Annotated in this window: 25 protein-coding genes; 13 read left to right on the forward strand and 12 right to left on the reverse strand. The window is 70.0% G+C overall.

Translation table 11 applies throughout. The features are described 5' to 3' along the window. Window positions 1–54: 54 nt before the first annotated feature. Genes grpE through rsgA form a run of 4 tightly spaced genes read left to right on the forward strand, consistent with a single transcriptional unit; the run spans window position 55 to window position 3,294 of the window. Complete coding sequence (gene grpE, locus KBY96_RS03000; protein WP_254977737.1) at window positions 55–819, forward strand: nucleotide exchange factor GrpE; 765 nt, start codon at window positions 55–57, stop codon at window positions 817–819. 3 nt (window positions 820–822) lie between these two features. Continuing rightward, window positions 823–1,947 (forward strand): molecular chaperone DnaJ, encoded by a 1,125-nt coding sequence (gene dnaJ, locus KBY96_RS03005; RefSeq protein ID WP_254977738.1) that lies wholly within the window; start codon window positions 823–825, stop codon window positions 1,945–1,947. Then, window positions 1,947–2,225, forward strand: a complete 279-nt coding sequence (locus KBY96_RS03010; RefSeq protein ID WP_254977739.1) for a sulfurtransferase TusA family protein — start codon at window positions 1,947–1,949, stop codon at window positions 2,223–2,225. The genes dnaJ and KBY96_RS03010 overlap by 1 nt, the downstream gene beginning before the upstream one ends. Then, entirely contained in the window at window positions 2,215–3,294 is a 1,080-nt protein-coding gene (gene rsgA / locus KBY96_RS03015; protein WP_254977740.1) for a ribosome small subunit-dependent GTPase A, read from the forward strand. The genes KBY96_RS03010 and rsgA overlap by 11 nt, the downstream gene beginning before the upstream one ends. 14 nt (window positions 3,295–3,308) lie before the next feature. Here rsgA and KBY96_RS03020 read toward each other — a convergent pair whose 3' ends face one another. The 3 genes from KBY96_RS03020 to murC are packed head-to-tail and all read right to left on the reverse strand — an operon-like array spanning window position 3,309 to window position 6,046. Continuing rightward, window positions 3,309–3,650: a YbaB/EbfC family nucleoid-associated protein gene (locus KBY96_RS03020; protein ID WP_254977741.1), complete on the reverse strand. Its 342-nt coding sequence runs from the start codon at window positions 3,648–3,650 to the stop codon at window positions 3,309–3,311. Between the two features lie 43 nt (window positions 3,651–3,693). Next, a complete protein-coding gene (gene murB, locus KBY96_RS03025) occupies window positions 3,694–4,605 on the reverse strand; it encodes a UDP-N-acetylmuramate dehydrogenase (protein WP_254977742.1) in 912 nt (303 codons plus the stop codon). 7 nt (window positions 4,606–4,612) lie between these two features. After that, entirely contained in the window at window positions 4,613–6,046 is a 1,434-nt protein-coding gene (gene murC / locus KBY96_RS03030) for a UDP-N-acetylmuramate--L-alanine ligase (protein ID WP_254977895.1), read from the reverse strand. 272 nt (window positions 6,047–6,318) lie between these two features. Here murC and KBY96_RS03035 point away from each other — a divergent pair, with 272 nt between their 5' ends. Then, window positions 6,319–7,344 carry a type I glyceraldehyde-3-phosphate dehydrogenase gene (locus tag KBY96_RS03035; protein ID WP_254977743.1) on the forward strand — a complete coding sequence of 342 codons (1,026 nt, stop codon included), beginning with the start codon at window positions 6,319–6,321 and terminating at the stop codon, window positions 7,342–7,344. Here KBY96_RS03035 and thiL read toward each other — a convergent pair. Both thiL and KBY96_RS03045 read right to left on the reverse strand, forming a co-directional pair. Continuing rightward, window positions 7,287–8,384 (reverse strand): thiamine-phosphate kinase, encoded by a 1,098-nt coding sequence (gene thiL, locus KBY96_RS03040; RefSeq protein ID WP_254977744.1) that lies wholly within the window; start codon window positions 8,382–8,384, stop codon window positions 7,287–7,289. The genes KBY96_RS03035 and thiL overlap by 58 nt on opposite strands. Beyond that, window positions 8,384–9,448 (reverse strand): peptidylprolyl isomerase, encoded by a 1,065-nt coding sequence (locus tag KBY96_RS03045; RefSeq protein ID WP_254977896.1) that lies wholly within the window; start codon window positions 9,446–9,448, stop codon window positions 8,384–8,386. Before KBY96_RS03045 ends, thiL begins: the two co-directional genes overlap by 1 nt. Window positions 9,449–9,609: 161 nt before the next feature. Here KBY96_RS03045 and efp point away from each other — a divergent pair, with 161 nt between their 5' ends. Next, window positions 9,610–10,170 carry an elongation factor P gene (gene efp / locus KBY96_RS03050; RefSeq protein WP_254977745.1) on the forward strand — a complete coding sequence of 187 codons (561 nt, stop codon included), beginning with the start codon at window positions 9,610–9,612 and terminating at the stop codon, window positions 10,168–10,170. A gap of 5 nt (window positions 10,171–10,175) precedes the next feature. Beyond that, complete coding sequence (gene accB / locus KBY96_RS03055) at window positions 10,176–10,667, forward strand: acetyl-CoA carboxylase biotin carboxyl carrier protein (RefSeq protein ID WP_254977746.1); 492 nt, start codon at window positions 10,176–10,178, stop codon at window positions 10,665–10,667. Window positions 10,668–10,689: 22 nt separating this feature from the next. Here the strand turns inward: accB and pdxA are convergent, their stop codons facing one another. Next, window positions 10,690–11,715: a 4-hydroxythreonine-4-phosphate dehydrogenase PdxA gene (pdxA, locus tag KBY96_RS03060; protein WP_254977897.1), complete on the reverse strand. Its 1,026-nt coding sequence runs from the start codon at window positions 11,713–11,715 to the stop codon at window positions 10,690–10,692. A 90-nt stretch (window positions 11,716–11,805) separates the two neighbouring features. After that, entirely contained in the window at window positions 11,806–12,780 is a 975-nt protein-coding gene (locus KBY96_RS03065) for an SDR family NAD(P)-dependent oxidoreductase (RefSeq protein WP_254977747.1), read from the reverse strand. 141 nt (window positions 12,781–12,921) lie between these two features. Between KBY96_RS03065 and KBY96_RS03070 the strand changes: the two genes are divergently transcribed. Further along, complete coding sequence (locus KBY96_RS03070) at window positions 12,922–13,128, forward strand: serine protease inhibitor (protein WP_254977748.1); 207 nt, start codon at window positions 12,922–12,924, stop codon at window positions 13,126–13,128. On the opposite strand, the gene KBY96_RS03075 is transcribed toward KBY96_RS03070, so the two are convergent. Then, window positions 13,074–13,475, reverse strand: coding sequence for an HNH endonuclease (locus KBY96_RS03075; RefSeq protein ID WP_254977749.1), 402 nt, complete (start codon window positions 13,473–13,475; stop codon window positions 13,074–13,076). The two genes, KBY96_RS03070 and KBY96_RS03075, sit on opposite strands and share 55 nt — an antisense overlap. A gap of 130 nt (window positions 13,476–13,605) precedes the next feature. On the opposite strand from KBY96_RS03075, the gene KBY96_RS03080 reads away from it, so the two are divergent. Next, the gene (locus KBY96_RS03080) at window positions 13,606–15,183 is read left to right on the forward strand and encodes a DEAD/DEAH box helicase (RefSeq protein WP_254977750.1); all 1,578 of its coding nucleotides are present in this window, start codon (window positions 13,606–13,608) and stop codon (window positions 15,181–15,183) included. Here the strand turns inward: KBY96_RS03080 and KBY96_RS03085 are convergent. From KBY96_RS03085 to KBY96_RS03095, 3 genes are all read right to left on the reverse strand, one after another. Continuing rightward, window positions 15,146–15,583: a hypothetical protein gene (locus KBY96_RS03085; protein WP_254977751.1), complete on the reverse strand. Its 438-nt coding sequence runs from the start codon at window positions 15,581–15,583 to the stop codon at window positions 15,146–15,148. The two genes, KBY96_RS03080 and KBY96_RS03085, sit on opposite strands and share 38 nt — an antisense overlap. Then, window positions 15,564–15,986 carry a DUF6554 family protein gene (locus tag KBY96_RS03090; RefSeq protein WP_254977752.1) on the reverse strand — a complete coding sequence of 141 codons (423 nt, stop codon included), beginning with the start codon at window positions 15,984–15,986 and terminating at the stop codon, window positions 15,564–15,566. The genes KBY96_RS03085 and KBY96_RS03090 overlap by 20 nt, the downstream gene beginning before the upstream one ends. Window positions 15,987–16,100: 114 nt before the next feature. Next, window positions 16,101–16,616, reverse strand: a complete 516-nt coding sequence (locus KBY96_RS03095) for an AbrB family transcriptional regulator (RefSeq protein WP_254977898.1) — start codon at window positions 16,614–16,616, stop codon at window positions 16,101–16,103. Between the two features lie 80 nt (window positions 16,617–16,696). On the opposite strand from KBY96_RS03095, the gene KBY96_RS03100 reads away from it, so the two are divergent. The 4 genes from KBY96_RS03100 to KBY96_RS03115 all read left to right on the forward strand — a co-directional run bounded on the left by KBY96_RS03100 (window position 16,697) and on the right by KBY96_RS03115 (window position 21,349). After that, window positions 16,697–17,068 carry a conserved oligomeric Golgi complex subunit 6 gene (locus KBY96_RS03100; protein ID WP_254977753.1) on the forward strand — a complete coding sequence of 124 codons (372 nt, stop codon included), beginning with the start codon at window positions 16,697–16,699 and terminating at the stop codon, window positions 17,066–17,068. Between the two features lie 795 nt (window positions 17,069–17,863). Further along, window positions 17,864–18,127, forward strand: coding sequence for a hypothetical protein (locus tag KBY96_RS03105; RefSeq protein WP_254977754.1), 264 nt, complete (start codon window positions 17,864–17,866; stop codon window positions 18,125–18,127). 235 nt (window positions 18,128–18,362) lie between these two features. Next, the gene (locus KBY96_RS03110; protein WP_254977755.1) at window positions 18,363–20,468 is read left to right on the forward strand and encodes a glycosyltransferase; all 2,106 of its coding nucleotides are present in this window, start codon (window positions 18,363–18,365) and stop codon (window positions 20,466–20,468) included. A 242-nt stretch (window positions 20,469–20,710) separates the two neighbouring features. Next, window positions 20,711–21,349, forward strand: coding sequence for a DUF6969 family protein (locus tag KBY96_RS03115; protein WP_254977756.1), 639 nt, complete (start codon window positions 20,711–20,713; stop codon window positions 21,347–21,349). On the opposite strand, the gene KBY96_RS03120 is transcribed toward KBY96_RS03115, so the two are convergent. Beyond that, complete coding sequence (locus tag KBY96_RS03120; protein ID WP_254977757.1) at window positions 21,327–22,448, reverse strand: methyltransferase domain-containing protein; 1,122 nt, start codon at window positions 22,446–22,448, stop codon at window positions 21,327–21,329. The genes KBY96_RS03115 and KBY96_RS03120 overlap by 23 nt on opposite strands. Window positions 22,449–22,487: the final 39 nt, after the last annotated feature.

Below are 22,487 nucleotides of genomic sequence, written 5' to 3' on the forward strand. Positions count from 1 at the left end.
GGTGAGCCCCTCAAGTTCCAACATGTCTAGAACCAAACAGTGCGCTTGTCAGCCATGAGTGGAGAACCTGCGGTGGGGCCCGAGTCCAGTGCCGGAGCTGATCTGCAGCAGCCACTCCAGGGGGCCGCGGCCGGGAGCCAGGGGGGGCACGACACCCTCCCGGGTGGCGGTGTCCCTGAGGCGCCGTTCGCCAGCAGTGGTCCCGCGGAGGCTGCCGGCGCCGATCCTGCGGTTGATCCCAGCGACGCCGATCCAGCCGAGCGGGCCGCCCGGCTTGAGGCCCAGCTCGCGGCCCTGAGGGCCGAGCACGACAACCTCAACAGCCAATACATGCGCCTGGCGGCGGACTTCGACAATTTCCGCAAACGCCAGAGCCGTGACCAGGACGACCAGCGCGTGCAGATCACCTGCAGCACTCTCAGTGAGATCCTGCCGGTGGTGGACAACTTCGAGCGCGCCCGCCAGCAGCTCACCCCCGAGCACGAGGAGGCCCAGAATCTCCACCGCAGCTACCAGGGGCTCTACAAGCAGTTGGTGGAGGTGTTCAAGCAGCTGGGCGTCTCGCCGATGCGGGTGGAGGGCGAGCCGTTCGATCCCAGCCTGCACGAGGCGGTGCTGCGGGAAGAGAGCCATGACCACCCCGAAGACGTGGTGATCGCCGAGCTGCAGCGCGGCTATCAGCTCAACGGCCGCGTGCTGCGCCACGCCCTGGTCAAGGTGTCCATGGGCCCCGGCCCCGGCGCAGGGTCCGGGGCCCCTCCGGCCGCCGCCGCCGCACCGGCCGATGGCGCCGCCGGGGTGCCCACCTCCGACTCCTGATCCATGGCCGATTACTACGACCTGCTCGGGGTCAGCCGGGACGCCGACGCCGACAGCCTCAAGCGGGCCTACCGGCGTCTGGCGCGTCAGTATCACCCCGACATCAACAAGGATCCGGGCGCCGAGGAGCGCTTCAAGGACATCGGCCGCGCCTACGAGGTGCTCAGTGATCCCCAGACGCGCGCCCGCTACGACCAGTTCGGTGAAGCCGGCCTGGGTGGCGCCGCCGGCATGCCGGACATGGGCGATGTGGGCGGTTTCGCCGATCTGTTCGAAACCTTCTTCAGCGGCTTCGGTGGGGCGGCCGGCGGCGGACCGCGGCGCCGCGGTCCGCGCCAGGGTGACGATCTGCGCCTCGACCTCACCATCAGCTTTCAGGAGGCGGTGTTCGGGATCGAGAAGGAGGTGCAGATCCGCCACCTGGAAACCTGCAACACCTGCAACGGCAGCGGCGCCAAGGCCGGCAGTGGGCCCACCACCTGCACCACCTGCGGCGGTGCGGGCCAGGTGCGCCGCGCCACCCGCACCCCCTTCGGCAGCTTCACCCAGGTCACCACCTGCCCCACCTGTGAGGGCAGCGGCGAGGTGATCGCCGATCCCTGCACCGCCTGTGGCGGTCAGGGGGTTCAGCAGGTGCGCAAGAAACTGCGCATCAACATTCCCGCCGGCGTCGACTCCGGCACCCGCCTGCGGGTGGCCCATGAGGGCAACGCCGGCCAGCGAGGCGGCCCTGCCGGCGACCTCTACGTGTTCCTGAGCGTGCAGCCCCATCCCCACCTGCGCCGCGATGGCATCACCATCCAGTCGGAGGTCACGCTCAACTACCTGCAGGCGATCCTCGGCGACACGATCGAGGTGGAGACCGTGGACGGCCACGAGCAGCTGCCGATCCCGGCCGGCACCCAACCCGGCGCCGTGCTCAGCCTGCAGGCCAAGGGGGTGCCGAAGCTCGGCAACCCCGTGGCTCGCGGCAACCACCAGTTTAGCGTCAAGGTTCAGTTGCCCACCAAGATCAACGACCACGAGCGCGAGCTGCTCGAGGAGCTGGCCGGCCACCACACCAGCAAGGGTCACAAGCATCCGCACAAGAGCGGCCTGTTCGGCGGCCTGTTCGGTCATCGCGACTGATGCCATTGCCCACCCCCAGCACCTGTCTGGACCTGCGCGGCACCCCCTGCCCGCTCAACTTCATCCGCTCCCGGCTGGCCCTCGAGGCGCTCGAACCCGGGGCCTGGCTGCAGGTGGATCTCGATGGCGGCGAACCGGAGCAGATGGTGGCCGAGGGCCTGCGCCAGGCCGGCCACCAGGTGCAGCTGGTGGACCCGCAGCAGCCAGCCCAGCCCAGTGGCGACCCCCCTCCCGCACCGGCGGCCGTGCGCCTGCTGGTGCGCCGCCATGGCGGCTGATCCCTGCCCGTATCCGTGCACCGGCAGCGGGATGGTGGTGGCCCTGCAGGCCAATTACTGCTGGGTGGATCTGGAGCAGGCCGGGCCCGGAGGGCTGCGGCGGCTGCTCTGCACCCGCCGCAGCCGTCTGGCCAAGGGCGGCCAGAGCATCTGTGCCGGGGATCGGGTGCACCTGGAGGGCATCGACTGGGCTGGCGGCCGCGGCGCCGTGGCTGCCGTGCAGCCGCGCTCCTCGCTGCTGGTCAGACCGGCCGTGGCCAACGTGTCGCGGGTGGTGGTGGTGGTGGCTCTGGCGGAGCCACGCCCTGACCCACTGCAGCTCACCCGCTTCCTGATCACCGCCGAGGCCAGCGGCCGGGCCGTGGAGCTGGTGTTCTCCAAGGCGGATCTGCTGCCCCCGCTGCAGGTGGAGGCCTGGTGCACCCGGGTTCGGGGCTGGGGGTACGACCCGCTGGCGGTGTCCGAGCGCAGCGGTCTGGGCCTGGAGCCGCTGCGCCGTCGCCTCGCCCAGGCCGGCATCGCCGTGCTCTGCGGCCCCTCCGGCGTGGGCAAGAGCAGCCTGCTCAACAGCCTCAGTCCTGCCCTGGAGCTGCGGGTGGGGCCCGTATCCGGCCGCCTCCAGCGGGGCCGCCACACCACCCGCCACGTGGAACTGTTCGCCCTCGCTCCCGGCGCCCTGGTGGCTGACACGCCCGGCTTTAACCGGCCCGAGCTGCCGGCTGATCCAGCGGCCCTGGCGGCGCTGTTCCCGGAGTTGCGCCAGCGCCTCAGCGGGGGGCACTGCCGCTTCAGCAACTGCCTGCACCGGGGGGGCGAACCGGGCTGTGTTGCCGCCGAGCCCTGGGATCGCCAGCTCCACTACCACCACTGCCTGGAGCAGATTCAGGCGCAGCTGGCAGCACAGCAGCGCTCCGGGGCCGCCAGTGGCTCCGAGCAGCCGGACCTCAGGCGCCGGGGCAATCGCCTTGAGCCGAGGCTCGATCCCCGCTTGCGCCAGCCGTCCCGACGCAGCCGGCGGCAACGGCTGGGGCGCGAGAGCAGCGCCGAGCAGACCGGCGCCGGGGGCTGAGGGTCCCCAGGGTCTCAGCCCCCGGCGCCGGGAAGATTGAGGTTGAGTCCGCCGGTGAGCTCCTCCATGCGGCCCTTCATGGTGCCGGTGGAGGTTTCGTAGGCCGCCTGCAGGGCCTCCAGGACGGCGGCCTCGCAGCTGCCGGCCCCCTCGGCCACCAGCTCCGGTGCCAGGCGCACCTTGAGGGGCTGCTGGTTACCCGAAAGCCAGACGCTGGCGCGGCCATCGGCGCTGCAGCCCTCCAGTTCCATGGCATCCAGTTCCTCCTGGAGCTTCTGGGCGTTCTGCTGCAGTTCCTGGGCCTTCTTGAAGGCTTCGGTGAGCTGTCCGAAGTTGGGAAGTCCGAAGCCGGCCATGCCTGGGGAATCGTTTGCCGAAGGCTAAGCGCTGGCGTGGGGCTCAGAATCCCAGCCGCTTCACCTCGGTGTGCAGCCGCAGCTGGTGGGCGGCTTCCACCCGCTCCTGCACGGCGGCGATGAGGGCGTCGATGTCGGCCGCCGTGGCGTTGCCGGTGTTGACGATGAAGTTGGCGTGGATCGGAGACACCTGGGCGCCGCCGATGCTCAGCCCCTTGAGGCCCAGGTCTTCGATCAACCGGCCCGCCTTCTGCGGTTCGGGATTGCGAAACACGCTGCCACAGCTGGGCTGCTGGTAGGGCTGGGTGCTGGTGCGGCTGTGCAGGTTGGCGCTGGTGCGGGCCGTGACCGTGGCCGGATCGTGGCCCGGTTCAAGGCGGAAGCGCGCTGAGAGCACCACCAGGGGCTCCTGCTGCAGGCGGCTGTGGCGGTAGGCGAAGGCCAGCTCGCTGGCCTCCAGGGTGAAGGGCTGGTCCGGGCGGGCTGGATCCAGCACCCGCAGGGAGTGCAGCCACTCGGCCGTGCAGCCCCCCTGGGCGCCGGCATTCATCACGGCCGCACCGCCCACCGTGCCGGGGATGCCCACGGCCCATTCCAGCCCGCTCAGCCCCGCCCGGGCGGCCTTGCGGGCCAGGGTGGGGATGGGCTCACCGGCCTCGGCCTCCACCCAGCCCTCCCGCCCATCGAGGCGGCTGCCCTGGAGCCGGCGCAGGCACAGGCACAGCCCCGCCAGGCCGCTGTCGGCGATCAGCAGGTTGGAGCCGGCTCCCAGGCAGTGCAGGGGCAGGTCGGCCTCGAGGCGCCAGCGCAGCAGGGCCTGCAGCTCGGCGCTGCCGGCGGGTTCGGCGAACCACTCGGCCTCTCCGCCCACCTTCCAGGTGGTGAAGTCCCGCAGGGCCACAGCGGGACGCAGGCATTGGCGCAGGCTCGGCGATGGGCTCACGGAAGCGGCCATGGCAGGGCTAGGCCACGAGCTCCCTCAGGTCGGTGGAGGGGCTGCTGAGGCGATCCCAGAGGCTGTTCACATCGCCGGCGCCCATGGCCAGCACCAGATCGCCGGCAGCGGTCTCCCGGCTGATGGTCTCCGCCAGCTCGTCCATGCTGGCGGCCGCGCTCACCCGCAACGCCGGCGCCAGTCGGCGCACGGCTGCTGCCAGAGCCTCACTGTCCACCCCCTCGATCGGCTGCTCACCGGCGGCGTAGAGGGGGGCAATGTGCACGGCGTCAGCCTGGGCCAGGGCCGCGGCGAACTCCTCGAGGAACTGGGCCGTGCGGCTGTAGCGATGGGGCTGGAACACCGCCACCAGGCGCTGCGGGGGGGCGGGCAGGGGGCTGCGGCCGCTGGTCACCATCAGCCGCGCCATCGCCAGGGTGGCGGCCACTTCACTGGGGTGATGGGCGTAGTCGTCCACCACCAGGCGGCCGTTCCAGACGCCGCGCGGGTCGAAGCGCCGCCCCGGCGGCCGCAGGCCGGAGACGGCCTCGGCCAGGGCGCTGAAGGCCACCCCCTCCAACCGGCAGGCGGCCAGGGCGGCGGCGGCGTTGCTGAGGTTGTGCCGGCCGGGGAGGGGCAGATCCAGATGGCCCACCAGCTCTCCCTGCTCGTAGTAGGCCACCCGGCTGCCATCCCCCCGTTCCTCGATGGCGATGGCGGCGAAGTCCACCCCCTCGGGCGACGTCGTCGACCACCAGTGGCCGGCCTCGAAGTGCTCCCGCAGGATCGGGCAGTCGCGGTTGGCGAGCAGCCGGCGGCTGCCCCGGGCGAAACGCTGCAGGGTGGCGATCAGGGCATCGAGATCGGGGTAGTGATCCGTGTGGTCGAGCTCCACATTGGTGAGCACGCCGAGCTCGGGCCGGAACTTCACCAGCGAGCCATCGGATTCATCCGCCTCGGCCACCAGCAGCCGGCCGGCGCCATGGCGGCCGTTGCTGCCGAAGGCGGGCACCACACCACCGATCACCGCTGTGGGGTCCTGGCCGGTGGCGGCCAGCAGGCTGGCCACCAGGGTGCTGGTGGTGGTTTTGCCGTGGCTGCCGGCCACGGCGATGGCGGGTTGATCATTGATCAGGGCCGCCAGCACATCGGAGCGATGGCAGATGGTCAGGCCCAGACGCCGGGCCTCGCCCAGCTCGGGGTTGGAGTCCGGCACCGCCGAACTGATCACCACCAGGGGGGGCTGGTCAGTGCCACTGCCCACGGCCTCCAGGGTGGCCGCGGTCTGCTCCAGGAACACCCGCACCCCCAGTTGACGCAGCCGCTCCAGCACCGCGCTGTCACGCCGGTCGGAGCCGCTCACCCGATGGCCCCGCTCCGCCAGGATTCCGGCCAGTGCCGACATGCCGATCCCGCCGACACCGATGAAGTGCAGGGGCTGCTGTCGACAGAGCGGGGGAATCAAGGGTGGGCTCCGGTCTGATGGCTCAACGCCGAAGGCGTTGATGGGCTGGACGCCCATGGCGCAACGGATGCTGCCAGACGAACCGGCAGGGGTCAGGGAGGAAATTAAGGCGTCCGGGTGACCGCTGCAGTGAACACTTGCAACGTCGGCTGCCGCCCCGGGCTTGGCCGTTGCCGCAGCGACGCCCCGCGGAGGGGCTGAGACGGTGATTTCTGTATGATCTGTGGCCAAATCTCCCAGCTGCCGGCGGATTCCGCCGTGCCCTTGCCATGACGTTGAAAGTTGCGATCAATGGATTCGGCCGCATCGGTCGCAACTTCATGCGCTGCTGGCTCAGCCGCGGCGCCAACACCGGCATCGAAGTGGTGGGCCTGAACGACACCTCCGATCCCAGGACCAATTCCCACCTCCTGCAGTACGACTCGATGCTGGGTCATATCCGTGATGCGGAAGTGTCCTACACCGACGATGCCATCGTTGTGAATGGGCGTGAGATCAAGTGTTTCTCCGATCGCAATCCGCTCAATCTTCCCTGGAAGGAATGGGGCGTTGATCTGGTGATCGAGAGCACCGGTGTCTTCGTGGACAAGGCCGGTGCCGGCAAGCACATCCAAGCCGGCGCCTCCAAGGTGCTGATCACGGCTCCAGGCAAGGGCGAGGGCGTGGGGACCTTCGTGGTTGGCGTGAACGAGCACGAATACCGCCACGAGGACTGGCAGATCGTCTCCAACGCCAGCTGCACCACCAACTGCATGGCCCCACTGGTGAAGGTGCTGGATCAGACCTTCGGCATCGTCAAGGGCACGATGACCACCACCCACAGCTACACCGGGGATCAGCGCATCCTCGATGCCTCCCACCGCGATCTGCGCCGGGCTCGCGCCGCTGCCATCAACATCGTGCCCACCAGCACTGGTGCCGCCAAGGCCGTGGCCCTGGTGTACCCGCCCGTGACGGGAAAGCTCAACGGCATCGCCCTGCGCGTGCCCACTCCCAATGTGTCGATCGTGGACATGGTGCTGGAGGTGAACCGCTCGACCACCCGTGAGGAGGTGAATGCCACCCTCAAGGCCGCTGCTGAAGGCTCGATGAAGGGGATCATCAAGTACTGCGATCTGCCGCTGGTGTCCTCCGACCACGCCGGCACCGATCAGAGCGCCATCGTCGATGCCGATCTCACCCTGGTGATGGGCGACAACATGGTGAAGGTGATCTCCTGGTACGACAACGAATGGGGCTACAGCCAGCGGGTTGTGGACCTGGCCGAGGTGGTAGCCCGCAACTGGCCGAAGTGAGCGAAACCGGCGCCCCCAGGCAGGCTCCCCTCCTCCCCCAGCCAGCCGACCGCGCCCCCTCTCCCGCCGTCTGTCGCTCCGCCGAGCGCTGAAGGCTCGCCAAGGCAGCCGATGATCCGGGCGTCTGGCAGCATCGCCACCAGGCGCTCTGCCCAGATCGGATCGAGCGCCAGCACCAGTTCGAAATCCTCGCCGCCCCCCAGGCACCAGTCGGTGGCCTGGGGCAGCAAGGCCATGGCCGGATCCAGGGGCAGCCGTTGGCGGTCCAGCAGGGCCCGGCAACCACTGGCCGTGGCCACGGCCCCAACGGCCGCCGCCAGTCCGTCGCTGCTGTCGGTGCCACCCACCCGCCAGGGCACACCCTGCGGCTGACTGGCATGCAGGGCCGCCACCGCATCCAGCCGTGGCTGCGGCCGCTGGTGGGCCGCGATCGCCCGCTGCACCAGAGTGGATTCAAGGGCCTCCTGGCCCCCGCCCAGGGGCCACTCGCGCTTCTGCAGCAACGCCAGGCCGAGGCGACTGAGCCCATGGTGCCCGGTGCTCACCAGCTGGTCTCCGGCCCGCCCATCGGCCCGCCGGATCGGGGCCGGCTCGCCGCTGCTGCCGCGGGCCAGGGGGCCCAGGGCGGTGATCGCCAGCAGCCGCTGGGCACCGCCGCTGCAGTCGCCGCCCAGCAGCAGCCCGCCATGGGGCTCCAGGCACGCCCGCAGGCCGCTGTACACGGCCTCCACCCAGCTCCAGCGGGTCTCCCCCGGGGCCACCAGCCCCACGGTCAGCCCCCAGGCACCGCGGCACCCCATCGCCGCCAGATCCGAGAGGTTGGCGGCGGCGGCCCGCCAGCCCACGTCAAAGCCGCTGGTGGTGGCCTCACTGAAATGCACCCCCTCCACCAGCACGTCGGTGTTCAGCACCTGGGGGCCCTGCAGGTCGAGGAGGGCGGCATCGTCGTGGAACTGACCGGGTGGGGCGAAGACGGCCAGCCGCTCGATCAGTGCCGCCTCGCCCAGCTCGGCCAGGCTGGGATCCTCAGGAGCGGCCATCAGCCATGGGGCTGGAGATTGCCAGCCCCATCGATCACCTGCGCCTTGACGATGGCGTCATCGACGCCGAGCTCCTGCAGCACCTCGAAGCCGTCCACCACGTAGCCGAAGGCGGCATAGCGGCCATCCACCAGATTCAGGCCAGCCGGCGTGAGTTCGGCTTCGTAGAGAAAAAAGAAGAACTGCGACGAACCATCATCGAGCCGCTCGTCGGAGTGGGCCCAGCCCAGGGTTCCCAGGGTGGCGAAGGGCAGCACGGCGGTGGCCTTGTAGCGGCCGAGATCTTCAAAGGTCTGGTTGTAGAAGGGCGCCTCCTCCTCCGGAACCCGGATCTCCAGCGGCACGGAGCGCTGCTGGCCGGTCTTCGGATCCACGTAGCCCTGCTCAGGACCCTTGGGATCGCCGCTCTGGAGCACGTAGAAGTCCTCGGCCCGGATGAAGGGAAGGCCGTCGTAGAAGCCGCGCTGCACCAGGTCCACGAAGGCGCCTGCCGTCAACGGCGCGTTGTAGCCGTCCACCACGGCGGTGAGGTCTCCCTTGGTGGTGGAGATCAGCACGCTGGCCCGCCCCAGCAGGCGCGGCAGGGCGTCGAACTCGGGGGGGATGGTGTAGGGGAAGTCGCCCACCAGCAGGGCCTCGGCCTCACCGATGGCGGCCAGGGCTTCGCGGCGAGCGCTGAGGAATGCCTCCCGTTGCTGATCCGCGGCGGCGCTGGCCATCAGCTGCAGTTGGCCGTCCAGCGATTCGAACAGGGCCTGGGCCCGGCTCTGATCGGCGGGCTGGAAGGCGTTGAGGATGGCGTTGCGGTTGCTGCTCAGCTGTGACTGGCTGCGGCGCACCCCGTTGGCCAGGGCTGACCAGCGCTTGGCGCGCAGGTCGTCGCTGGTGTCCTCCAGCCGGTGCTGCAGCTCCTGCAGCTTGGGGGCGTCCAGCGGCAGGGCGTTGCGCAGAATGGCGGCCGGATCCTTCACGGCGTTGCCCTGGGGCAGGGCGGCCCGGGCGGCGGGGGCGATCAGCAGCAGGGCCAGCGCCAGGGCCACGGCTCCCCGCCACAGCCAGGCCATCGGGGGCCGCATCAGGGGCTGGGTAGCGGGGCGAATCGGGCCCTGGGCCATGGCCTTGCAACCTCTCTGGCCGGACTTTGGCACAGCCCCAGGGCCGATGCCGGCACTGTTCATGGCTTGCTGTAGCCAGCCGTACAATCCGCCCGATCCGAACCGTCGGAATGATCTCCAGCAACGACTTTCGTACCGGGACCTCGATCGAGCTGGATGGGCAGGTCTGGCGAGTCGTTGAATTCCTGCACGTGAAGCCCGGCAAGGGCTCGGCGTTCGTGCGCACCAAGCTGAAGGCGGTGCAGAGCGGCAACACGGTGGAGAAAACCTTCCGTGCCGGGGAGATGCTGCCCCAGGCCCTGCTTGAGAAGAGCACCCTGCAGCACACCTACATGGAGGGAGATGAGTATGTGTTCATGGACATGGGCAGCTATGAGGAAACCCGCCTCAGCGCTTCCCAGATCGGCGATGGCCGCAAATACCTCAAGGAGGGCATGGAAGTGAACGTCATCTCCTGGAATGACAGGCCGCTGGAGGTGGAGCTGCCCAATTCGGTGGTGCTGGAGATCACGGAGACCGATCCCGGCGTGAAGGGAGATACGGCCACTGGCGGCACCAAGCCCGCGATCGTGGAGACCGGTGCCCAGGTGATGGTGCCCCTGTTTCTCTCGGTGGGGGACAAGATCAAGATCGACACCCGCAGCGACAGCTATCTGGGCCGGGAGAACTGATCGCCATGCAGCTCGACCACGATCAGCTCAAGGCTCTGCTGGCCCTGCTCGGGGACAGCGACATTCAGGAATTCAAGCTCGAGGGCGATGATTTCCGGTTGGAGGTGCGCCGCAATCTGCCCCATGCCGCGCCTGCGCTGCCGTCTCAGTCGTCGCCAGCCATGGCCGCCTCGACACCGGCGGCTTCGGTCCACCCCGGCGCCATGGCCGAGGTGCCCTCCGCTCCCCCACCGTCCGCAGCCGCCAACCGCAGTGATCTGCTGGAGATCACGGCACCGATGGTGGCCACCTTCTATCGCGCCCCGGGCCCCGGAGACTCTGCGTTTGTGGAGCTGGGCAGCCGCATCCGCGAGGGCCAGACCGTGTGCATCCTCGAGGCGATGAAGCTGATGAATGAACTGGAGTCCGAGGTGAGCGGTGAGGTGGTGGAGATCCTGGTGGAGAACGGCACGCCGGTGGAGTTCGGCCAGGTGCTGATGCGCGTCAAGCCCGGTTGAGCCTCTTGGCCAAGCTCCCCTCTTAGCCCAGCTCCCAAGCCGTCTCGATCGCCGCCGCCATGCTCAGGGGCCTGGCGATGCCCTGCCCGGCGATGTCGAAGCCGGTGCCGTGGTCGGGTGAGGTGCGCAGAAAGGGCAGGCCGAGGGTGGTGTTCACCGCGGCGTCGAAGGCCAGCAGTTTCACCGGGATCAGGCCCTGATCGTGGTACTGGGCCAGGTAGCCGTCGGGTCCCTGGCCCTGCCCGCGCCAGGCGGCGGCCGCATCCAGCCAACAGCTGTCCGGGGGGCGGGGGCCGTCCAGCCGCACCCCGGGGTGGCAGGTTCGCCAGGCCTCCAGGCAGCCCTCGAGCCAGTCGCGCTCCTCATGGCCCAGGCTGCCGGCCTCGCCGGCGTGGGGGTTGAGGGCGGCCACCACCAGATGGGGTTCGGGGTTGAAGCGCCGGCAGAAAGCCAGCAGCAGATTGAGCTTGCGCGCCAGCAGATCGGCGTTGAGCAGCCCGGGCACGGCGGCCAGAGGAATGTGTGTGGTGGCCAGCATGGTGTTGAGGCGCCAGCTGCCTGTCGGGGCGCGGGCGGTGAACAGCATTGCCGCCCCGTCGCTGCCCGTCAGTTCCGCCAGCCGCTCCGTCTGCCCCGGGTAGTGGTGGCCCGCCGCATGCCAGCTGGCCTTGGCGATCGGTGCTGTCACCAGGGCCCTGCAGTCGCCCCTCTGCACCAGCCCGACCGCCGCCTCCAGCCAGGCGAAGCTGGCGGCGCCCGCGGCCGGGCCGCTCTGGCCTGGCTGCACGGGCTCCTCCAGGGGCAGATCGACGATCTCCAGGCTGGCGGGATCGCGCAGCGGCCCCTCGCAGCACTGCCGCAGGGCCGCATGGCTGGACTCCAGCCAGCGGCGGCAGCCCACCAGCACCGGCTCCAGCCCCGCCGGCAGGGGGTGGGCCAGGGCCTTGAGCACCACCTCTGCGCCGATGCCGGCCGGGTCGCCCAGGGCGATGGCCAGCCGCCGCCCGATCGAGTTGGATGGCGTCGGGATGCCGCTGCCGTTGCCCATGGTGCGCTGGTTGTTGCTGTTGGCGTTGCTGTGGGGGATGGGCACAGGGGTCAGCCGCGGCTGGATCGAGCTGCGCTGGGGCCGGATGCTTTACGACCTGGGCCTGCCCTTCATGGCCGATCCTGGCCCGCCTGACGACTGCCCGCCGGCCAGCGAGGCCTCAAGCGAGGCCTCCTCCTCCCTGAGGCAGGCGGCCAACCCCTCCCGATAGCTGGGGTAGTGCAGCCGGTATCCCAGCCCTGCGCAGAGCAGGCGGTTGCTGGCCCGCCGGTTCTCGGCCCAGAAGCTGCGCGCCATCGGACTCAGGTCGGCGGCGATGGCCGCGTAGCGCTCCACGGGCGGCAGCTTGAGATGCAGCAGATGGCTGGCAAAGCCGAGGATCTCGCTGGACGGGCAGGGGCAGTCGTCGGTGATGTTGAGCAGCGGCGGTCGGCTCTCGGCTGGCAGAGCCAGGCAGTGCAGCAGGGCGCCGACGATGTCGTCGACGTGCACGCGTGAGAACACCTGGCCCGGTTTGTGGATCAGCCGGCTGCGGCCGGCCCGCAAACCGGCGAACGGGCTGCGACCGGGTCCGTAGATCGCCGGCAGCCGCAGGATCTGCACGGGCAGGCCGCTGGCCCGCCAGGCCTCCTCCGCCTCCAGTCGGGCCTGGCTGCGGCCGGCCCGCGGGCGGGGCGGGGCGGTTTCATCCACCCAGGCGCCCGCCGTGCAGCCGTACACCCCTGTGGTGGACAGGTAGCCCACCCACTCCAGCGGCAGGTCAGCGAGCAGGGGTCCCAGGCAGCGCAGGCTGGGATCCCCCGGCCCGCCGTCCGGGGGCGCGCTCACCAGCACGTGGCTCACGTCCGCCAGGGCGCTGGCCTCCGGACGCCGTGGCTCCTGGCTGTCGAACTGCAGCCAGGAGAGATCGGGGGGCAGGGCAGCCACCATCTCGGCCGGCGGTGGCTGCCGGCTGGTGAGCACCGGTGCCAGCCGCCGCCGGGCGGCGAGGGCGAAGCGCCGGCCGGTGTAGCCGCCGCCCACCACCAACAGGCGCCCCGCCGGCTTGACAGGCGCTTCAGTCATGAGTACACCTGTACCACCTGCCTCTGGTCCGTGTCCCCTCTGTCCGCCGTCGGCCCCACTCCGCGCCTCCGCCCGCGCCTCCACCCGCAGCACCGCTCGCAGCTCCGTTCGGCATTCCCCTCGACCCTCCCTTCAGCCCCCATGGGGGCTGCTCAGTTCAGGCCCCAGCTTGCCGCCAGACCTGCCCGGGTGGGTCTGGCGGAGGAGCCTCAGCCCCTGGGGCTGCCCATCCTGCTGGCTGTGGGGCTGTTGGTGCTGATGGCGGCCACGTTGGCGCCGGAGCGGCCCCAGGATCAGGCGGCGATCTGCCAGCGGCACAACGGTCCGGTGGCCTGCCGGGTGTGGTGAGGACTGGTCCACTCCAGCAGGCGGATGGCCAGCCGCAGGTCGCTATCCAGCCAGGCCCGGATCGCCATGGCCCGGCGCGGGTCGTAGAAGGGCTGTTGCCGATACCACACGAACACATCGCCGTCGCCCTTATGGCCATTGCAGGCCAGGCAGGCGGGAACGCAGTTCTCGGTGACGCTCGAGCCACCGCGGCTCTGGGGGTGCACATGGTCGATCGATTCCGATCGCCGGCCGCAGTAAACGCAGGTGTGGTCGGTGAGCTCGTGCAGGGAGCGGCGCCAGCGCCGCTGTTTGAGCTTGGGACAGAGCTCCTCGAGGGAGACGGCGTTGATGGCCGGGGGATGCATCCCGGCCTGGAGCGATCCCAACGGTCCCCTGTCCCTGGCCTGCATGCGCGTGGCTCGGTTGGCACAGTTATGCCGCAAGGCAGGCGGAGGCACTGTGTCCGGGGCTGCAGTCGGATCGCTTCATTGCTGCTTGCGCCTGGGTGCCACCGGTCGCATCGAGGTGGTCAGCCCCTTCGATGCGGTCACCCAGGCCCAGCTGCGGAGGATCCGCCCCCGGGGCCAGTGGAACGGCCAGCGGCGCTGCTGGGACTTCCCGCTCGAGGCCGCCGAAGCCCTGCACCGCACCCTCAACGACCGTTTTCCAGTGGAGCCGGAACTGGCCCAGTGGTTGGCCTGGCTGAGGCAGCCATTGCCGCCGCTGCCGCCCCACCGCCAGCTGGTGCAGGCGGCCACCCTGGCTGAACCCCTGGCGGATGGCCGCCGTCTGTTCGTCCACCAGCGGGCCGGGGCCCGCTGGCTGCTGGCCCGCCGTGGTGCCGTGCTGGCAGACGCCATGGGTCTGGGCAAGACCCTCTCGGCCCTGGCCGCGGCCAGGGCCATGGTGCGTCTGGCCGACTGCCGCGTGCTGGTGCTGGCGCCGGTGGGTCTCCACGATCACTGGCGCAGTGAGGCCCTGGCCCTGGGCCTGCGCCTGGAGCTGCACAGCTGGGCGCGGTTGCCGGCCTCGTTGCCGCCGGCCGGCACCGTGCTGATCGCCGATGAGGCCCACTTCGCCCAGAACCTGCACACCGCCCGCAGCCGCGGCCTGCTGCGTCTGGCCCGCCACCCCCGCCTGCGGGCTGTCTGGCTGCTGTCCGGCACGCCGATGAAGAACGGCCGCCCAGCCCAGCTCTATCCGCTGCTGGCCGCCATCGACCATCCCCTGGCCCGCGACCGGCGGGAGTTCGAGGAGGTGTTCTGTGAGGGCCACTGGAGCGAGCGCGGCGGCCGGCGCCTCTGGCAGGCCAATGGCGCCAGCAATCTGGCGGAGCTGCAGCGCCTGATCCGCCCCCTGCTGCTGCATCGCCGCAAGCAGGACTGCCTCGATCTGCCCCCCAAGCAGCGCCGGCTGCACCCGCTGCAGCTCGATGATTCCCAGGGGCGCGGCTTCCAGCACCAACTGGAGTGCCGGGTGCGCGACTACCGCCGCCGCGCCGCCCGCGGGGAGGTGCGCCGGGACGCCGAGGTGCTGGCTGTGCTCACGGCCCTGCGCCAGATCGGCTCCGACTACAAGCTGCCGGCGGCACGGGAGCTGGTGGGGCGCCTGCTGGAGCAGGGGGAGGCCGTGGTGGTGTTCACCGCTTTCGTGCGCAGTGCCCGCCTGTTGCAGCGCGAGCTCGGCCCCGCCGCCCTGCTCACCGGAGCGGTGCCGGTGGCCGAACGCCAGCGCCTGGTGCACAGCTTTCAGGCCGGTGCCGTGCCGCTGCTGATCGCCACCTTCGGCACCGGCGGCCTCGGCTTCACGCTGCACCGGGCCCGCCACGTGGTGTTGATCGAGCGCCCCTGGACTCCCGGCGATGCCGAACAGGCCGAGGACCGCTGTCACCGCATCGGCATGGGCGGCAGCCTCACCAGCCACTGGCTGCAGCTGGGGGTGGCCGATCAGCTGGTGGATGGCCTGATCGCCAGCAAGGCCGAGACCATCGCCCTCACGCTCCACCGCGGCGAGACGCAGCTGCGCCGCCGCCGGCTCACGGCGATGGTGCGAGAGGTGTTGGCGGCGATGTGAGCGGCCCCTTCGCGCAGAGGTCCCGGCGCACCTCCAGGTCACTGCGCAACTGGGCATCCAGCTCGTTCTCGGGCAGCTGCTCCGCCAGGCGCAGGGCCTCGCGCAGGTCCGCACAGGCGTCGTCGTCGTTGCCGGCCAGGCTGTGGAGCAGGTAGCGCTCATTGCGGGGGCCGGGATCGTCGGGATAGGCAGCCACCACCTCGTCGCAGATGGCGATCTGGTCGTCCAGCCGATCCAGGGTCACCTCCCGCAGGCAGTCGTCGCGGCGCACCCGGTCCTGCTGCGGCAGCGGCTGCTCCTGGCAGCTCAGCAGCAGCAGGGACAATGCCGCCAGGGCTGTGGCCCGCAGGTCGATGGCGCTGAGGCGGCCGCGCCGGTTGTCAGTAGCCGTAGCGCTCACCCCGGGTCATCCCTCCAGCCGCTGACTGCGGCGAGGCCTGAGTCTCCTCCCGGCGGTAGAGATCGCCCAGGTACATGCCGCAGTTGGGGAAGGTGTCGGGGCCCTGCACCACGGCTTCGGTGATCATCACCGCCGCCTGTTGCGGTGAGGTGCGCAACAGCCCGCTGCTGTGGCGTTTGATCACCTCATAGGCCGCATCCCAGCTCACCTGGTGGTTGTTGCCGCTGTCGCGCATGAAGCAATAGATCTGGGCGCCGCGGCCACCCGGAGTGGACATCACCACCGGCACCACGCCGCCATTCTGGGCGGATGCAGCAGCGGGCAGCCAGGCGGCGGCGGTCAGGGTCAGTGGCACCAGCCAGGCCCGTAGCCGAGCCTGCCGGGAGGCGCGTCGAACGGCCATGGTTCCTCTCGGGCATCGGGGGCCCAAGGTATCGATGCCCCCCGACGGCGTCGAGGTTGGCCGCGGCAGGAACTGGACGGGGCCGATGGCTGGCGGGCGGTCCGCTGGCGCGCATCAGGGTGGCGGCTGGGCGATCGGCAGCATCAGCCGCAGCAGCAGGGGCGTGACGATCAACACCGTGATCAGCCGCAGCGCGTGCAGCAGGGCCACCGCAGCCCCAACGCCGAACTCGGCACCGGCGAGGCTCATGCCGGTGATCCCCCCTGGAGCGGAGCCCAGCAGGGCGACCACCGGATCGACGCCCAGCAGGCGGCTGCACACCAGTGCCACGGCCAGTCCCGCCAGCACCAGCGTGCCGGTGATCAACAGGGCGGGCCGCCACAGCTGCCGCAGCTCCAGCAGGGCGGCGCCACTGATGCTGGTGCCGATCACCGTGCCGATGGCGATTTCCAGCGCCGTGCGGGTGCCCGGTGGCCACTGGGCCGGCTCCAGACGGCCACTGGCACTCACGAGCCCTGCGGCCAGCAGGGCGCCGGCCAGGGGCGCGGCAGGCAGGCCGCTGCGCAGGGCCAGCAGGCCGCCCGCTGTCCCTGCCAGGGCGTACAGCAGCAGGGTCCAGAGCAGGGTCATCAGTCCATCATCGCCAGAAGCCGCATGGGTGCGGAAGGCATGGGGATGTGTTGTCATCGGCTCCAGCGCACCGCACCACCATGGCCACCCCCTCCGTGTCCTTCCGGATCAGCCGCAGCACTGAAGATCTGGCGCAGACCACCCATGCCCTCTCCCAGCGGCTGGTGAAGCTCGAGCAACGCCTTGAAGGGCTGGAACGGCAGCTCACCGTGGCCATGGAGCGTCGCGAGCAGCACGACCCCGAGGAACTCAGCAGCCTGGAGACAGTGGAACAACTCCTGACGGACTGCCGCCTGTTGCTGGGGCTGGACGATCAGCAGTCGGGCGTCGAGGTCGATGCCTCTGGTGCCGTCACGGCCGCTCCTGAACATCTGGCCGCCCCCGAGAGCCTGGCTCAGCCTTTCCGTGAACAGGGTGATGACAGTGGCGACCAGCAGGTTTTGGCGGCCTGAACGTCAGGGCGTTCCGGGCGCTGCCGCCGCCGCGCCCTCGCCTTTACCGGCACGTGATGCCAAAATGGGAAGAAAGCAGCTCATGACATTCCCCACGCCAGCCCATTCCCCAGGTAGCGCCCAGGCCGCCTCTCTGGGCTCGCCTTCTTTGGGCACCGCTTCTCCTGGTGCGGCTTCCGGTACCGGCTCCCCCAGGCCCGCGTCTCACCGCACTGGCTCGGCAACATGCACGAGCCCCGCTCCTGTATCCCGCAGTGATGAAGGGGATCATCAACATGAGAAGCTGCAGTTTGCCCTCGCGGTCGCTCTCACCCGAGGCGATCGCGAACGGGAGCAGGTTCTCCGCGAACAGATCGCAGCCCTGGGCGATTACTGCGAAGAACCTGGAACCTGAGGCCTCCGATGGCTCCGGGCTTGCCAGTCAGTTGGAGGGTTGTCGGAGCCATCAATTTGCTTGACCGCCGATCAGCTAATATTGAACTGTTAGCGCATTTCGCTTGCGCCATTCGGTCTCTACCCTGGTCTGGGTTCAAGCTCGTTTCAGGTTCAACCCTGTTTATTCATCGCGGGCCCTGAGCTGTTTTCAGGCCATGCTCCTTGCATTCTCTGGGCATTCTCACGGCATTGCCTTCGCCGCAAGTGTGCTGCTCCGGCGCCCCTCCACCGTGGCATTCCGGTTCGGTCATTCCGGTTCAGCCATCGCTGTTGCGTTCATCCGGTTCAGTGATTGCGTCTATGAGGCCTTGACCCCTCAGGCATCTGCCCCTGCTGCATCACGCCAACATCCGGTTCATCGTGTCTTCCATTACTCTTTCCGCAACGCAAACCCCCGCGATTGGTCCTGCTCCTGGCCATCGAGATCGCGACCAGAAGGGAGAACGCCACCAGAAGCTGGAGCTCAGGGCCCGCATCCTCGAGCTGGACCACCAGGCCAGGGCCGCTGCCGACGCCGGCGAGATTGAGCAGTGTGCGCGGGCGATCCTGGCCGCACTCGACTGTGAACGCCGCCTGGCTGCCACCGGGCCCCAGGTGCTGCAGCTGATCAAACCCCGCTCCTGACCCTGGCTGTAACGGTCGCCCAATCCATTCAGGTGGCCCAGCGGTAGTCAGGGCGTCCCCGTCGAGATCGCGGCGGTCATGGTGTCCATCACAGACTGTGACCCCAGCGGCTTCGCCGACTCACCCCGCCAGCGCCATGGTGTGCCACCCCATCACGGGCTCGGAACGGGCGGGGGCTGATCGGGTTGCTCTCCCCCAGCGATCGTGGCTGTTCTGGCTTGCGCTGGTGCCCCCTGTGGCCGGATCGGTTCTGGTGCACGGCACTGGGGCTGGTGAGGTTCGCTGGGCGGCTCCTCTGCTGGTGTTGGCCTGGGCCCTCTGGCTGCGCCGTCGCCCTGAGGTTGGCCTGCCCATGGCCGCCCGCCGCAGCGCGATTGTGCTGATCGCACTGCTCAGCCTCAGCTACCTGGTCTGGCGCGCCAGTAGCACCCTCAACCTGAGCACGACCCTGGCCACGGCCATCAGCCTCACGATGCTGGCTGCGGAAGCCGCCCTGCTCGGCCATGGCCTGCTGCAGCTGGCTCTGGCCTGGTATCGCCAGCCGCCGGTGGCCAAGGAGGCCGAGCAGGCGGCCCTGCGGCTGGCCCAGCTCCGTGGGCACGATCCCCAGGCCCTGCCCGCCGTGGACGTGCTGGTGCCCTGTTGCGGTGAACCGCTGGAGCTGGTGCAGCGCACCCTGGGCGGGTGCCTGGCCCTTGCCTATCCGCGGCTCACGGTGTGGCTCCTCGACGACGGCGACCGTTCGGAGCTGGCCGCGCTCTGCTCCCGGCTGGGCTGCCGCTACCGCAGCCGAGCCGATCCCCGCCAGGCCAAGGCCGGCAATCTCAACCAGGTGCTGCCGGAGCTGGCTGGCGATCTGGTGGCTGTGTTCGACGCCGATGTCGTGCCCCAGCACGACTTTCTCAGCCGCTGTGTGGGCCTGTTCGACGACCCGCGGGTGGGCCTGGTGCAGACCCCCCAGAGCTACATGAACGCCGATCCGGTGATCCGCAACCTGGGCCTGGAGCGGTGGCTGATGCCGGATGAGGAGTACTTCTATCGCTGGATCGAGCCCATCCGCCAGGGGGTGGGTGCCGTGGTCTGTGCCGGCACGTCCTTTGTGATGCGTCGTCGGGCCCTGGTGCGGGTGGGCGGTTTCGAAACGGCCACCTCCTCGGAGGACCTGGCCACCGGGATCCGGCTCAGCGCCGCCGGCTATCGCTGCGTGTATCTCAACGAGAAGCTCAGTGCTGGCCTGGCGCCCTCCAGCCTGGAGGCGATGGCCCGCCAACGCAGTCGCTGGGCCAGCGGCACGCTCCAGATCCTGCGCACCTCAGCCAGCCCGCTCACGATCCCCGGGCTTTCGCCTCTGCAGCGCCTGGCCTACCTGGAGGGGATCCTGCACTGGTTGAGCGTGGTGCCACAACTGCTGCTGCTGCTGCTGCCCCTCAGCTTCGGTCTGTTGCGGGTGCCACCGCTGGTGATCAGCGACGACGGTTGGCTGACCCTGGCCCTGCCCATGGTTGTGGCCCAGTTGCTGCTGGTGCGCTGGTTCAGCCGAGGATCCCGCTCGGCGCTGCTGCCGGAGCTCTACCGCTGGGTGTTTCTGGCGCCGTTGCTCCGCGCCGTGCTGAGCACGCTGGTGGGGCGGCCGCTGCGCTTCCGCGTCACGCCCAAAACGGCTCCACCGCAACGCCTGGCTCCGGCGGCCCCCCTGGCGGCCCCCCTGGTTGGGCTGCTGGCCCTGCAGCTGTTCAATCTGCTGCTGCTGCTGCGGGGACCCGCTCCGGCTCTGCCCCCAGTTCCGGCTCTGCCACTGGTGTGGAGTGCCCTGGCGATCCTCAGCCTGCTGGCTGCCCTGAAGGCCTGCTGGGATCGGCCCGGTCGCGGTCTTGAGGTGTGGTTCCAGCCCCTCGCCGCAGCGGTGTGGCTCGAGCAGAGCGGCCAGCGCTGGCCGGCTCGCCTCACAGCGATCAGCGAACAGGGCGTGGAGCTCGCCTGGCGCCGCGCAGGCGATCACGGCCCGGAGCCAGACCTGCAACGGCCCCTGCACATCGAGGCCCCGGCTCTGGCCGGGGACGACTGGCAACTGCTGGCTCAGCGCCTGGAGCGCCGCGGTCAGCAGGTCCGGCTGGGGGCCGGTTGGCTGGTTCAGTCCGCGGCCGCGCGCGAGCGGCGGCAGACCCTGCTTTACCGGCAGTGCTGCCGGTGGCCGATGCGGCAGGCCCCGCCCGAGCCCCGCGCCCTGCTGGCTGTGCTGGTGGCGTTGCTGCGCCCTCTGCCGGCGCAGGGCTGGTTTCGGCGCAGCGTCCTCCCCATCCAGCTGGCGCCGCCGGCCGCCGCGCCTGAGCTGGTGAGTTGAGGGCAATCCGAACCGGAGTGCTGGCGGTAAACAGCACGGTTGCACTTCCGATTCATGCCTTCTCTCTCATCCCGCCTGCGTGCCGGGCTTGCCGTTGCGGCGCTGTCCGCCGCTGCCCTCACCCTTCCCGCCTGTGCAGGCATCTGCGGCCCCCGAGGGGGTTGTGGGGGCAAGCAGGAGCAGAAGGCCGGCTGCTGTGCCGCGGGCAAGAAGGGCGGCGGCTGCGCCGCTCAGTAGCTCCCATGCGTGAGCGCTATCAGGCCGGTTGCCGCAGCCTGCGCCACTGGCTGAAGGTGAATGCCCGGCACGGATCGCTGGTGCGCGCCTGCACCGGCGATGGCGTGGTGCTGGCCGAGCGCCACTACCCCGAGGACGACTGGCGCGACCCCCACAGCGGTGGCCAGGCCTACTACCACTGCCACCGATCGGGCGACGAACACGGCCATCTGCACCTGTTCATGGCCGCGGAGCCCGGCGCTGAGCTCACCCATCTGCTGGGCATCGGCCTCGATCCCCGGGGGTTGCCTCTCAGCCTGTTCACCGTGAATCGCTGGGTCGCCAACGACGCCTGGCTACCGGCCGAGCCCAGCTTCGCGCTGGTGCGGCGTTTCAGCCTGGCGGCCAGTGAGGCCGATCCCTCCGTCAGCGCCTGGATGGACAACGTCTTGCGCTTCTATGCGCCGGCCATTCACACCCTGCTGCTGGAGCGCGATCGGGCCCTGGCGGATCTGGGCAGCCCCCTCGAGCAGGCGCTCGAGGACCGGGACCTGGAGATTCCCAGCCAGGTGGCCATCGATTGGGGCGCTGATCTCGATGCCGTTCAACACCAGTGGCGCGCCCATGTGGAGCAGCTGAGGTTCAGCAGCAGGCGCCGCTCGTAGCGGAGGCGGCAGCCGGTGCGGCAGTGGTCGTATTCGCCGGAGTGCCGAACGGCAGGGCGGCACCGCAGCCCTCGAACAGGCCGTAGTGGCGGCTGAAATCGCCGATGAACTCAAAATGCGGTGCCAGGCGGCTGTCCGCAAGCATGCGGAAGGTGTTGCCGCACACCGGAAACACCTTGCCGGCCTCGATCCAGTGGTGCTTGTCGAAGGGCAGGGCGTGGGGGTGCTCGGCGATCGTGCCCCGGTAGATCACCGCCTGGCCGTGGTCTTCGCAGGCATCCTCCAGCTCGGGGATGGAGAACAGCCGGTAGGTGGCGGAGAAGAAGCGGATCGCGCCGGTGCGGGCGGCCAGCTCGGGATCGGTGACCTCCAGGGGCCGGTCGCTCACCAGGCGGGGATCAGCGAAGCCGGCGCGGCGGGCCAGGCGCACGAAGTCGTTCCAGTAGAGGGCGCCGCTCAGGCATTCGCCGTAGAGCACCGGATCGTGGCGCAGGGCCTCGGGCACCCTCCGGTCGGCGTACACGTCGGCGAAGAAGAACTCGCCGCCGCTCTTGAGCAGGCGCCGCACGCCATTGAGCACGGCCAGCTTGTCGGCCGAGAGATTCACTACGCAGTTGGAGATCACCAGATCGAAGCTGCCGGGCTCCAGGGGCAGCTGTTCGAGCTGTTCGATGCGGCCCTCCAGGAACGTCACGTTGGCGAAGCCGAACTGTTCGGCATGGTGCTGCTGGTGCCGGCGGGCCACCGCCAGCTGCTCCGGCGTCATGTCCACCCCCACTACCGCGCCGCCGGGTCCCACCAGCTGGGCCAGCAGGTACACGTCGCGGCCACTGCCGCAGCCCAGATCCAGCACCCGCAGGCCCTCCAGCAGCGGCGGCACCACCAGGCCGCAGCCGTAGTAGCGCGACAGCACTTCGGGATGGATGCGGGCCAGCAGGGGACGCAGGGCTTCGGGCACGCTGCTGGCGTCGCAGCAGGCGTCGGTGCGCAGGTCGGCGCTACTGCTGAGGGTGGCGCCGTAGTACTCCTGCACGCCGCGGCTGACGTCGGTGGGGCTGCAGCAGCTGGTGGTGGAGGTGGCGTCTGTGGGGCTGGCCATGGAAGGGTGCAGGGGGTTGGACAGGAGGGCTTCGGTGGG

Source organism: Cyanobium sp. ATX 6A2, from assembly GCF_024346355.1.
Taxonomy (GTDB): domain Bacteria; phylum Cyanobacteriota; class Cyanobacteriia; order PCC-6307; family Cyanobiaceae; genus NIES-981.

Bases quoted from the DNA above. Each gene is read 5' to 3' on its own strand.
- grpE (WP_254977737.1), top strand. From the start codon at position 55: ATGAGTGGAGAACCTGCGGTGGGGCCCGAGTCCAGTGCCGGAGCTGAT.
- dnaJ (WP_254977738.1), top strand. From the start codon at position 823: ATGGCCGATTACTACGACCTGCTCGGGGTCAGCCGGGACGCCGACGCC.
- KBY96_RS03010 (WP_254977739.1), top strand. From the start codon at position 1,947: ATGCCATTGCCCACCCCCAGCACCTGTCTGGACCTGCGCGGCACCCCC.
- rsgA (WP_254977740.1), top strand. From the start codon at position 2,215: ATGGCGGCTGATCCCTGCCCGTATCCGTGCACCGGCAGCGGGATGGTG.
- KBY96_RS03020 (WP_254977741.1), bottom strand. From the start codon at position 3,650: ATGGCCGGCTTCGGACTTCCCAACTTCGGACAGCTCACCGAAGCCTTC.
- murB (WP_254977742.1), bottom strand. From the start codon at position 4,605: ATGGCCGCTTCCGTGAGCCCATCGCCGAGCCTGCGCCAATGCCTGCGT.
- KBY96_RS03035 (WP_254977743.1), top strand. From the start codon at position 6,319: ATGACGTTGAAAGTTGCGATCAATGGATTCGGCCGCATCGGTCGCAAC.
- thiL (WP_254977744.1), bottom strand. From the start codon at position 8,384: ATGGCCGCTCCTGAGGATCCCAGCCTGGCCGAGCTGGGCGAGGCGGCA.
- KBY96_RS03045 (WP_254977896.1), bottom strand. From the start codon at position 9,448: ATGGCCTGGCTGTGGCGGGGAGCCGTGGCCCTGGCGCTGGCCCTGCTG.
- efp (WP_254977745.1), top strand. From the start codon at position 9,610: ATGATCTCCAGCAACGACTTTCGTACCGGGACCTCGATCGAGCTGGAT.
- accB (WP_254977746.1), top strand. From the start codon at position 10,176: ATGCAGCTCGACCACGATCAGCTCAAGGCTCTGCTGGCCCTGCTCGGG.
- pdxA (WP_254977897.1), bottom strand. From the start codon at position 11,715: ATGGGCAACGGCAGCGGCATCCCGACGCCATCCAACTCGATCGGGCGG.
- KBY96_RS03065 (WP_254977747.1), bottom strand. From the start codon at position 12,780: ATGACTGAAGCGCCTGTCAAGCCGGCGGGGCGCCTGTTGGTGGTGGGC.
- KBY96_RS03070 (WP_254977748.1), top strand. From the start codon at position 12,922: ATGGGGGCTGCTCAGTTCAGGCCCCAGCTTGCCGCCAGACCTGCCCGG.
- KBY96_RS03075 (WP_254977749.1), bottom strand. From the start codon at position 13,475: ATGCATCCCCCGGCCATCAACGCCGTCTCCCTCGAGGAGCTCTGTCCC.
- KBY96_RS03090 (WP_254977752.1), bottom strand. From the start codon at position 15,986: ATGGCCGTTCGACGCGCCTCCCGGCAGGCTCGGCTACGGGCCTGGCTG.
- KBY96_RS03095 (WP_254977898.1), bottom strand. From the start codon at position 16,616: ATGACCCTGCTCTGGACCCTGCTGCTGTACGCCCTGGCAGGGACAGCG.
- KBY96_RS03100 (WP_254977753.1), top strand. From the start codon at position 16,697: ATGGCCACCCCCTCCGTGTCCTTCCGGATCAGCCGCAGCACTGAAGAT.
- KBY96_RS03115 (WP_254977756.1), top strand. From the start codon at position 20,711: ATGCGTGAGCGCTATCAGGCCGGTTGCCGCAGCCTGCGCCACTGGCTG.
- KBY96_RS03120 (WP_254977757.1), bottom strand. From the start codon at position 22,448: ATGGCCAGCCCCACAGACGCCACCTCCACCACCAGCTGCTGCAGCCCC.